The sequence below is a fragment of the Aquirufa sp. A-Brett2-W8 genome, from assembly GCF_054558755.1.
This window is the reverse complement of sequence record NZ_JBPXKS010000013.1, coordinates 1-11,527: the sequence shown is the minus strand read 5'-3', so window position 1 is coordinate 11,527 and position 11,527 is coordinate 1. Positions and strand designations below refer to the sequence as shown.

The following is an 11,527-nucleotide window of genomic DNA, read 5'->3' as shown; positions in this document are numbered from 1 at the left end:
AACAAGAAATCATTCACATGGTCACAAGATCAGATATAGGTATTAATCGAACACTCAAGCAATTGGGTTTGAATAAAAGCACCTTTTATCTATGGTATAAATTATACAGTGATTTTGGGGTGGATGGGCTAAGTCCTAACAAGCGTTGTGGCAGGCGTCATTGGAATGTGATTCCCTCACAGCAAAAGAACCTGGTGGTTGAATTAGCCTTAGAACACACACAGCTTTCCTGCCGGGAGCTAGCTTGTAAATTAACCGATGAGCAGCAAATCTTCATCTCAGAGTCTAGTGTGTACCGTATTTTAAAGCAAAGAGGATTGATTAGCCCTCCAGCTCATGCGTTTATTCAAGCAGCCGATGAATATAAAAACAAGACTGAATTTGTTCATCAGATGTGGCAAACGGATTTCACCTATTTTAGAATAGTCGGTTGGGGCTGGTATTTTTTAAGCACGGTGATTGATGATTTTAGCCGCTACATTGTGCATTGGGAGTTGTGTGAATCCATGAAAGTAGAAGACGTAAAAAGAACCTTAGATCGGGCGATTATTAAAGCTAAATTAATCACCAAACCAAGACCTCGATTACTCTCTGATAATGGTTCATGTTATGTAGCAAAAGAGCTAAAGCAATACCTAAAGGAATCCTACAATATGGATCAATTACACGGCAGACCTTTCCATCCACAGACCCAAGGAAAGATAGAAAGATACCACCGGACCATGAAGAATGTAGTCAAGCTCCATCATTATTATATGCCTGAGGAATTAGAGGCGGCTTTAAAAGATTTTGTGGAATATTATAACCACCAGCGTTATCATGAATCCCTTCAAAATCTAACGCCTGCTGACGTATATTATGGGCGTGGAGAGATGATTTTACAAGAAAGAAAACGAATTAAAATGGAAACCTTAAAACAAAGAAGATTGAACTATGAGAAAATAAAAACAGCCAAAGATTGCACAGAAAAAAAAGAAATTATACATTCACAAAAACACGAAACACTCCTTAAGGAAAAGTCCACTTTAGTTTGACGACGTACAGGCATGGCTATGTTTTTATGTCAAATTTTAGCCGGGGTAGCGAGCATGGAGATTGAAAATACTAAAATTAGGTTCCAATCCGGTTACCGCAACTTTTTGGCCTCTGGTGGTAAAGTGGGACGTAAAAAAGGACAGGTAGTCTCAGACGAAGACTTTTTATCTAATCACAAAGATGTTGTAAAACTTCTGAAACGAAATCTTAGTATTCGGCAAATTTCAGGACTCACGGAAAAGAAATCTTTGACCACGATTATGAAAGTAAAAAAGACGGCAATTAAAAAAGGAATCCTGACAGTATAAGTCTGTAAAAATTGTAAAAATAAAGTTGCAGAAAGGGACCTTATTTTAATAGTTTCTTGATTTAATCTTTGTTTGACGCAATCACATTTTATTGAAACAAATTGTTGGGTTTGTGTCATGCGAAACAAAATTCAATTAATGATCATGGCGTAGATCAGACTCAAATCATACATATACAAACCTGAAACTGTTTAAATAAATGCGAAACAACATTGGTCTTGATCAGGGGTCCCCCGCTGCAGGAGATCCTCGCAGGTAGGCGGTATCCTTCATTATATTATTAAAAACCTTGTCCTAAAAACACCCAACGATTCCATGAGCGAATATTTTTCCGGATTTCTCAGAATTTGGACCCTTTAAAAGGTAAAAAGATGAATTAATGACCATTTATCAAAATAAAAATTTTGGAAATTTTATATGGATTTTCAAGGTTCAAATGATATTTATATTAAAAGGAAATCATATGAAACTGACCGAATTAGTAAAAGAATTTAACCCAATTAAGACCCATCGAGCCATCAAAATTGAATTGACTTTATCTCAATATCAACAACTAAAAAAAGCCATAAAAAGTAATCCTAAAAACATTGAGATATAATGAGAATTCCAGGGAAAATAGAATTGAATGACGAAACCTATAAAATGAAAGGTGGAGGAAGAGTAATTGAAATAAAGGTACTTCCTGAAAACGCAGCTCAAATCATTAATGACATGAGAGCTATACCCCAGTCAGTTTTCGTTTGTAATATGTATGAGAAGTTGAAAAATCAATTCAATCTAAATGAATCAGAAGTGTTTGCCATCGCCGGAAAAAAAGATGATATAATTTATGCATTGATGGTCTTAATGGGTCTTCAATCGTTTGACATCATCCTTGATAAGGATTTCAACCAAAACAGCTTTTTAAATTTCACTGGCGAAACACTCGATTATTATGACAATAAGGAATATTTCGATATGGATGATTTTAACTATGAAATAGCTGATGAGGATGAAGAAGTCATTGAGAATACTGATGATTTATAATAATTTCTAAAATAATTTTGCTTGCAATGAAAAAGTAATCAACTTAGCCTAAATGGATAAGAAATATTTTTTAGATAATAACGATCCTAATTGGCTAGTTGTAGAGGAGACGAATAAATATATAAAATTAGCAAGCACGAATAATTCCTTGGAAAAAATCGTAATTAAGATAATTAAGAACGAATATAAGTACAAAATAATTTTACAAAATTTAGATGTCAGTGAAGAAAATGAAATTATTTTTTCTAGTGATATACCTTACGATTGGTACCTTACAATTTTACATCACATGCTTTTAAAAGAAAAAAATAAATTATAATATTTCAAGTTCTTTTAAAAAAAGGTCTAAAAAACTTAAATCACTACTTGTAATACCCAAATTATGCAAATCAAATTGCTCTAATATTTCCTTAGTTTTTTCTAATTTATTTATCAAATCATTAAAAATTAAATTATCTGAAAACTTATCAATTATAATAGCATTAAGATTCTCGAAATAATCTTCTTTATCTTCAAAAAACGTTTTGTATATTAATTTATAATTCATACTAGAAATCCCAATATCATCTTTTACAGAACCTAATCCTATTCCTTTTTTCTCCATCTCGATTCCCAATTTAAATATATCATTGACTTTTTGGAAACTTAAAATTGCAATTCCGTCTTTTAATCTTGAAACTAAATTTTTGAGTGGGGGTCTATAATTAGAATATTGGTTATCAATTAAAACAATTTTATTTATTGCGTTTAATTTTTGACAATTATTACCTAACAAATATTCAAAAGCCTCAAAAAACATTTCTTCATCTGATTTTAAATTAAATTCGCGTTTTTTAGGTAATTTAAAAGGCTTCAAAGAATTAATTATTAAATCGTCTATTATAATATTGGATTGAACGTATTCCCAACATTCCAATTTTTTAGTTTGTTCTTGAGCTGAGGTAATACCATATGCAGCAATCTGATCCCATGTTCTTATTATAAAGTGCTCTAAAATCTTATCTAAATCTGAGTTAATTCTCCTTTCTGATTTTAAAAGTGACCCAGCAACCTTATACTCTAATTCGTAAAATTTATGATAATCAATTAAACCATCAGTAATCTTGTCAAGATAACTCATAGCATATATTGTAGTTGCCATTCCAACACTTGAATCACTAATTATACTTGGATAATCTCGATTTGTTTTAGTTCCACATAGTTTTCTTGCTCTTTTAAATAACAATCCAAATCCTATTAAATCTTTAAATTGAGATTCTTTCAAAGTTTTCCACCTGTCTTCGCTATCCATAAATAATGTGAATTGCTTTTCTGCACTTAATGCAGCAATATGAGGCCGATGGAATAAACAATTAAACCACCTTGCAACGTCTATCTTGTTAAAAACAAATTCTTTTGGCCGTCCCAGTTCCCATGATTTAAGTAATAAACCTTGATTATTTTTAGAAACATTATATTGACCGGCCATTCTTTCAAAATAATAAAAAACAAACTTTCCTGTTTTATCTTGAGCCGGAATTTTATTAGAAAGCCTTTCAATATTAACTAATAATGTGTCATTTGAATAAAAATCACTTTCTCTAATGGAAGATTGAGTATTTGCCGCTTTTGAAATTTCAGCAACAATTTCCGAATAATTTACGTCGTTTGAATTTATAGAAGTTATTTTGACTTGAACAAAAACATTAGACAAAGACAACTTATCTCTAGATTTTGCATAATGTATTGTAGCGGTCGTTTGACCACCATTTACAATTTGAAAATCTTGAATTTCAATAATTTTACCATTTTTAATAATTACGTTCGAAGCAGTTGCGGAAATACCGTTATTAAATGAGAAAAAATTTAAAGGGTATTCTTTAATTGTATTTCTGATTGCTTTATTTGCCTTCCTATTTGCAGAAAGGAAAAATCGGACATTATTTTCAAGTAGTTGTGTATTGTAATCGTCATATAAATCTGCTAATAAATCTCCAGGAAAAATTGCTAAAATATAATTTAAATTTTTATGCTCCTGTTTTATATAACTAACATCATATTGCTCGTAATCTTTAGATTCAAAATTTATACTTATAGGTATTCGTTTAGTTTTACTTCTTTTTAAATCATTATATTTCTTTAAATCCCAATAATAAACTCGTCCGGAAATATCAAATTGGTTTATTGAAAATTTAGTTTCAAGATTATTAGATTCAATTAATTGATCGGTAATAAATATAATTTCTATTTTATCTAAAGTTTTTTCTTTATGGTATTTATTTATTTTTTCTTGAAGTTCTCTTCCTTCATTTAAATCTTTAATGTAAAACCCATTTAAAGAATTATAAATAAAATTTTTAGCTTGCTCGACAATTTCAGCAATATTATCTTTTTTAATGTATTCTATTTCTAGTCCATTACTAAATAAACCAACAATAATTGAAACTTTAAAATTTTGTGTAAGGTAATTTGTATTAGGCGAATCCTCAACTCCATCCTCATTATTGGACAAATCATCATCGTTAATAAAAAAATGGGAAATTGAGTTACCTAAAATATGCCAATTAATCCCATTTACTGTACCTTTAAATCTAGATACAGTAGGGGGATGGATTAGAATTTCAGATGTATATAGAAGATCAACAAATCGAATAAATTTACAATCTTCAATGAAATTTTCATTATGAGAAACTTTGTATAAATTATAATATTCCGAAAAAAGAATCCCTTTAGTTAACTCTAGTTCCTTATTCATATTTTAAATTTTTCTAACATAGAAATATCAATATCATAACTTACATTACTAATGCCTGTTTCTAATTTTTCCCTTCTAATTCGAGGGAAATCATCTTGATTTACTTTAAATTTTATTACCTCAATTAGAACAAATTTATAAGTAAGTGGCGTTAATTCAGGTCCAAGATAATTTAATTCATCCTCAGTACATTTGGTTGCAAATAATTCTTCTAAATTCTCGCTTTCTAAAATTTTAATGATTTTAGAATACATTAAACCAAGCGAATCTTCTAGGCTATTATTTATATTATCAATTCTGTAACAGATTAAATGCAAATCCCTTGAATCCTGACTTTCAAGTTGATACTCAGTTGCAATACTTATGGTAGTATTTTTTTTTGATATAGTCTTAATTTCTGATTCTAAATTTTCAAATGAAAAATCTCGATTAGCAGGTGAAGGCCGATGCCATGAATCTATAATATTTCGGTAAGATGATTTTTCATTATCATTAAGTAAGTCTTCCAAATATTTCAATTCACCAAATAATCCACGTGCACTATTTATTGAAATGTGGCTTTTCTTTTCTCCTAGTTTAATTAAATCTCTAATTGTACTATTAAATTTTTTAATTAAATCATTGGTAGAATCATTTTTTTGAAGTTGAGAATAAAAAATATAGAGAAACTCACTAAAGTATTGAATTAATGACTCATCGTTAATATGAACCATTAATTCATTTTTACCAATAACGAAATATAAGTATTTCAATTTCGGCAAAAATAATTTGTGAAAATTACTATCATTTATAAATTTTATACTTATTAAATCATAGTGTTCAAATTCATTATTACGTTTATGTAAATTTACTATCTCATTTTGTGTATGAAATTTAAGTATATTTTTTTCCATGATTTTATCTATTTTTTCTTACTATATATGTTACTTTATCAACTCCATCCATTCCTGGAATAGTTAAGTAAAAAAGTGGTAAAAAATACTGTTCATATTTTGTTAGATAAATAATCAAAATAGCCTTCTTACTTATTTTTCTTAATTCGTGCCTATGTTTGTGCTTTTTGCTTCCATTCGAAATTTGATTATAAAACTCATAAATTTCATCAGTATTAATTATATCGAACGTATTGTCTAAATCACTATCCAACAACTGTTCAAAAACCAAATCTCCATTTGATTCAAATGGCTTTCTAGGACTACGAACAATACCATGAACTTTTTGAATCTGTTTGTTTTTCAACAATGAATTGCCCAAAATCCATTCTGGTTCAGGATTAATCGATGAACTAATTTTTTGCTTGATTACTATAGAAAATGAATTGATTTTTTCTTCATTTGTTCTCAAAAATCTATTTACCCTATTAAACTCATTATTTTCATCTACATGAAAATATAACTTTTGAAAAAAATCTAGAACTTTAGAAACTTCAACATTTTCGAGATTTATATTTTGATCGATTTTTTTTGTTTTTATAAATCCAATCAATTCAGTGTTATTAACCAAATATTTGTGGTTATTTTCAAGTAATGATTCTATAAATAATTTAAAAAGATTGAAATTTTGACAATGTCTTTCAATGTTCTCTAAACTTATTTTTCTAGTATAAATTGAAGTTCCTGAAAACGAAAGGTGCATTTGCTGAGTATTTTGTAATTTCAAAGGATCACAGATTTTAAGTTTCGCTTGAATTGTTGCTAAAGATTGATTATTCGACATTTTAATAGACCATTCTCTAGGTTCTATTTGTCTTTCATTCATTTCATTCAAGTCATTCCGTAAACTATGCTCTAACTTACATATGTCTCTATACCATTCAATGTGTTTTTCATCTAAATAAATTTGAATTAAATCCTCATAATTTTTTCTGTAACCAAACCATCTACCCATTTGGTATAAAGAATCCATTCTAGAAGAGCTTCTCACAAAATAAGAAGTCGTCAAGCCCTCAAGCGTAAGTCCCCTTGAAAGCCTATTCCCACCTACAACAATATAGTTTCGTAATTTTTCTTTTGGATCCCGTGATGATTTATAATTTAGGTTTCTATTATTATGTTTCAGAGGTCTCGCATTTCCTTCTGAATCAATAATTGATTTAGAAGAATGATAACTAACAACTTCAAGAGGTTGATTTTCAGAAGTTAAAATCGATAAAATGTCATTTATTGTTATTTTATCAGGAGTCAGATAAGTCCTATCATTTCCAAATTGAATTTTGAATATCGGATTTAAAGAACTGGCTTTTATTTTTAAAAGTGCATTTTCATATTTTTTAAATGTTTTAATATCCTGTGCCTCTAACAAATTCTTTTGATTTGTAATAAACTTGTCAATTTTATTTGCAAGATAATCCACTCTTGAGGTCAAATGTGATGTATGAATTAACATTGAGTTATAATCATGTTGATCACGGAAACTCCTTACGTAAATTGTTATTAAAAAATAAATGATTGCATCCGATAGACTATCTGGTATTGCTGTAAAAGTATAATCTTGGTTTTGGCTTCTTACAAATATTTCATCAATATTTTCTGAAAAAGATTCATTTATATTAGTTAATACTGGAATTGGATCATCAAGCGTATCACCAAAAATTTTATCAATCCCCATATAGGTTGTACTTGGATTTAGTGGGGTAATAAAGTGTTTAGGAAATAATTGACTATCCCTGTCTATTCTATAATTTCTTCCTTTTATTGTAATGTCTTCTCTCTTAATATTAAACTCATTTTGATTTATAACTGAATAAGGAGTAGCAGTATAGGCAATAAAAGTCTTTTGAGATATTAAAGACAGAGAAACTCTAATATATTTATTAATTGTTGAAATAACTTGCTTTTTAGCTTTTTCTAAATTATCCAACTCAGTTTCACTTAATTCTTCTTTTAATTCCAAATCTATCGCTAAATCATAAAGATTAAATTCTGATTTTGACATTGATTGGATTGATGCATTATCAGCCTCATCATCAATAATTAAAAAAGGAGTATTTTGTAATTGATAATTATCGTCTTGTCGATTGCTATGATTATTCAACCAACTAATTAGGTTTTCTAAAACAGTTTTATTTTTTTTTATAACCCAAATTGATTTATGGTTAATCCCAACTAAGGTGTCTAAATTTCCTACTCTTGAAAGATCTGAATCGGAGGAAGTTGGACATGAAATTGTATCATTTAGATCTTGAAAAACTCTATCTTTACCTATACCAACCCATTCGCCATTTAGTATTCCAAGTACACCATAATCAATCCGCTCTTGAGTTTGTCTTCTAAGGTCTTCTGTTATTCCGGTTAATACAATTATTACCTTATACCCTACATCAAAAGCTCTATTAATTAAACCAACGTAATTAGCGGTTTTCCCTGATTGGACATGTCCATATACCAAACCTCTTCTATCCCATGACATATTGTTAGTTTCTGGATCATTCGGATTATGGCAATTATCTAAAATTTCAAAAGTATCTGCTTCGATTTGTTCTATTAAATCCAATTTTCCAGTTCTTGTCAAATATCGTTTATAGCATTCAAAGCGTATTTTATCATTATTTCTCCAAGCAGAATCTAACCATGGCTCTATATCATGAGACTTTGCTGATTCAGCAGCTTTTTTTTCTTCAAATGATTCTGAGATTATACTTTTAAAATCATCAAAATTGATTTCAGGTTCATTTAGCAACAAATTATTAAAATAAATTTTAGAAATATCATCGATGATCTCTGAAATTTTTTTGGGATCAAACCGATTAAATACATGTAATTCTTCAATTTCCGCCGCTATTTTTAATCGGCAAAAACTTAGAGCCTTCTGAATATTTTCATTCATTTAAATAAGATTTAATTTGATCCTGATGATAACAGTAAGGTTCGCATTTAAATAGTAAAATCAATGAATCATTATGCGAATGATCACAACGATATTTACCAAATAAATCTTTTGCTATTTTCAAGTATTCTAAACTTAAATTATCTTTTAACTTTATTCTATCATGATGGTTAGGACGCAAATCATTGTTTTCAATAATTTTAGAAATTGGTAAATTTGATTCAATCATTTCTAATAAAAATTTAAGTGATTTCGAATCAATCAACGACTTTTCTAACATTATTTGAAATATCGGGTGTTTATCATTAATTGTATATTTAAAACTAGAGTTTGCAATTTGGTCCTTCCAAACGGTAGCATTATCATAATTCGCTCTAAAATCTCTTTCAACTTTCCTACCTCCTCCATTAACTTTAACACCAGATAAATTCTTGGTTTTATCGACAAAAACTACTATTTCATTTATAAATTCAAATGGAATATTTGCATTTGTTTTGGTAATCTCAAGATTCCATTTTTCATCTAATTCTAAGTTATTGGGAATATCAATAGTTACCCGAGCTAATTTTGAAGAGTTTTTATTTTTCATCAATTCCCGCCAACCTCCATAGGGTGTAATTAATCTATTAAGACGGTAAATATAAATTCCTTGCTGCTGCTCAAATCCATTAAACAAAGAATAAGAGTTAAATCGAATAGTTGCATTTTCGTAATCCTCATCCCAATGAATTGGGTGCTGCAAGCTGTAGGAATTTAATATTGTTTCAACTTGGTCATTTAATTTAATTGTAGAACTTAAGGTTGATGTTGAAGGAATCGGGCTAATTCCTATTAAATCAATCGAATTAAAATTTATTTTTAATGACTTTTTTTCGAAAAACCTATGAAAGCATACAGATAGATAATTTTTAGTCTTACTTATTTGACTTGCAAAATTTTCTATTTCAAGAGGTGCCCTATCCCAATTTTCCCAAATTAATATTGTACCACAACCATTATTTTTAAGCAAACTAATTTCTTTAGAATATTCAGTTTCATTTGGAACAGAAAGATTCCAAGAATTATTAGTTTGAATAAAATCTAAGTCAAGTGATCTGAAAACGGCATGAAACTCTTGTTTTTTCGAAATAATTACGAGCTTTCTAGCTTGACTGATTGAAGCAGTTTTCATACCAAATCCAAAACGACCTAAATCATTTTGGGTCCTATCCTTTAAAGAGCCCAACTTAAATGAATCTATTAACTCAACCAAATTCATTCCGACTCCATTATCAAAAATCTTTAAAATCGGATTCCCATCATTCCACTCCATCGAAACTTTAATTTCAGTAGATTTGGCTGAAACCGAATTATCTAACAAATCTGCAATTGCTTCCTCGATAGAATATCCCAAATTTCTATTTGACTCCAAAAGTGCATATGGCTCTGGTGTACAATCTTCCCCAATAGAATAATTCTGTTTTATCCCCATTGTTCAACCATTGCTTTTGCTATACCTGGAAATGTTTTACTTCTTACATGCCCATTTCCTGAAGCCTCTGAATACCATTTTGCCATTCTTTTACCACTTGAAAATGTTACAAACTCACCTTTATGAGTATGGGTTTCTAGTTCTGGAAATAGAGGAGAGTCCTTTATATGAGTTAGTTTAGGTAAACCCTTTAACCACAAACAAGTTGCTTTTGAATATGGATCTCCAAAATAGTATGGCTGAATTATTTGAGATGGCTTTGAATATACTGTACTCATAATTCCAATAGGGTTTTCAATGGCAATCTTACCTATAGGAGCATTTACCATAGCCATAAAAAAATCAATGCCTTCTTGCTGCCTACCATCTTCAATTTTTTTCTTAAAGTGCCTAGCACCACTTACGGCTAGGTGAGTGCAAGGTGGAAATGCTATCATCATATCCCATCCATCATGTAAAACTTCTAACACATCTCCTTGAATGTGCCATTCAGGAAAACCACCAGAACAGGGTAAAATATCCGCAGAAAAAGCCTCATGTCCAATATCTCTAAATCCTTTGCAAACAGCTTGAGACTCTTCACATGCTAATAAAATTCTCATATTTATTTAAATAATCTTCAACATTCTTACATATTCATCAAAAATTTCTGAAACATTAAAATAACCTTCAACATTCCAATTTTTACCATCTTCCTTTAAAAGCAATATAGGATACTTGTATTTTTTCTGATAAATAATACACTTATTTGCCGTCTCATTTTCATTAATTATTCCTTTTTGTGACTTAAATGAATATGAAAAACATTGGTTATTCTCATAACCATCATGAAAATATTTTCCCACCTTGGTTTTTATAATTACTAATTGATGAAAAGGCGCAATTCCAACCCAATTTATCCCTTGTTGCGGTGTATTACCAATTACATTTTCATTGCCATTAAAATACTCACTTCCAACTACTTTAGAATATTGAATTAGATCCCAAAGATTTCTTTTTGATTGTACGTCGTCAAACTAAAGTGGACTTTTCCTAAAGAAGTGTTTCGTGTTTTTGTGAATGTATAATTTCTTTTTTTTCTGTGCAATCTTTGGCTGTTTTTATTTTCTCATAGTTCAATCTTCTTTG

Annotated in this window: 11 protein-coding genes; 5 read left to right on the top strand and 6 right to left on the bottom strand. The window is 29.5% G+C overall.

Going from position 1 to position 11,527, the window contains the following annotated elements; genetic code table 11:
• The 5 genes from ACST13_RS11035 to ACST13_RS11015 form a co-directional block, all read left to right on the top strand.
• Positions 1 to 1,034, top strand: a 1,034-nt coding sequence (locus ACST13_RS11035; protein WP_459523255.1) for an IS3 family transposase, incomplete at its 5' end; no start/stop codon positions are given.
• A 54-nt stretch (positions 1,035 to 1,088) separates the two neighbouring features.
• The gene (locus tag ACST13_RS11030; protein ID WP_459523254.1) at positions 1,089 to 1,343 is read left to right on the top strand and encodes a hypothetical protein; all 255 of its coding nucleotides are present in this window, start codon (positions 1,089 to 1,091) and stop codon (positions 1,341 to 1,343) included.
• Positions 1,344 to 1,722: 379 nt separating this feature from the next.
• A complete protein-coding gene (locus ACST13_RS11025; RefSeq protein WP_459523253.1) occupies positions 1,723 to 1,941 on the top strand; it encodes a hypothetical protein in 219 nt (72 codons plus the stop codon).
• Complete coding sequence (locus ACST13_RS11020; protein WP_459523252.1) at positions 1,941 to 2,369, top strand: hypothetical protein; 429 nt, start codon at positions 1,941 to 1,943, stop codon at positions 2,367 to 2,369. The genes ACST13_RS11025 and ACST13_RS11020 overlap by 1 nt, the downstream gene beginning before the upstream one ends.
• 52 nt (positions 2,370 to 2,421) lie before the next feature.
• Positions 2,422 to 2,688: a hypothetical protein gene (locus ACST13_RS11015; RefSeq protein WP_459523251.1), complete on the top strand. Its 267-nt coding sequence runs from the start codon at positions 2,422 to 2,424 to the stop codon at positions 2,686 to 2,688.
• Here the strand turns inward: ACST13_RS11015 and ACST13_RS11010 are convergent.
• Genes ACST13_RS11010 through ACST13_RS10985 form a run of 6 tightly spaced genes read right to left on the bottom strand, consistent with a single transcriptional unit; the run spans position 2,683 to position 11,244 of the window.
• Positions 2,683 to 5,103 carry an AIPR family protein gene (locus ACST13_RS11010; RefSeq protein WP_459523250.1) on the bottom strand — a complete coding sequence of 807 codons (2,421 nt, stop codon included), beginning with the start codon at positions 5,101 to 5,103 and terminating at the stop codon, positions 2,683 to 2,685. The two genes, ACST13_RS11015 and ACST13_RS11010, sit on opposite strands and share 6 nt — an antisense overlap.
• A complete protein-coding gene (locus ACST13_RS11005; protein ID WP_459523249.1) occupies positions 5,100 to 5,996 on the bottom strand; it encodes a PD-(D/E)XK motif protein in 897 nt (298 codons plus the stop codon). The genes ACST13_RS11010 and ACST13_RS11005 overlap by 4 nt, the downstream gene beginning before the upstream one ends.
• A 4-nt stretch (positions 5,997 to 6,000) precedes the next feature.
• A complete protein-coding gene (locus tag ACST13_RS11000) occupies positions 6,001 to 8,928 on the bottom strand; it encodes a Z1 domain-containing protein (RefSeq protein ID WP_459523248.1) in 2,928 nt (975 codons plus the stop codon).
• Positions 8,921 to 10,399 (bottom strand): ATP-binding protein, encoded by a 1,479-nt coding sequence (locus ACST13_RS10995; protein WP_459523247.1) that lies wholly within the window; start codon positions 10,397 to 10,399, stop codon positions 8,921 to 8,923. The genes ACST13_RS11000 and ACST13_RS10995 overlap by 8 nt, the downstream gene beginning before the upstream one ends.
• Positions 10,390 to 11,001 carry a hypothetical protein gene (locus tag ACST13_RS10990; protein WP_459523246.1) on the bottom strand — a complete coding sequence of 204 codons (612 nt, stop codon included), beginning with the start codon at positions 10,999 to 11,001 and terminating at the stop codon, positions 10,390 to 10,392. Before ACST13_RS10990 ends, ACST13_RS10995 begins: the two co-directional genes overlap by 10 nt.
• 6 nt (positions 11,002 to 11,007) lie before the next feature.
• Positions 11,008 to 11,244 (bottom strand): hypothetical protein, encoded by a 237-nt coding sequence (locus tag ACST13_RS10985; RefSeq protein ID WP_459523245.1) that lies wholly within the window; start codon positions 11,242 to 11,244, stop codon positions 11,008 to 11,010.
• Positions 11,245 to 11,527 lie beyond the last annotated feature (283 nt).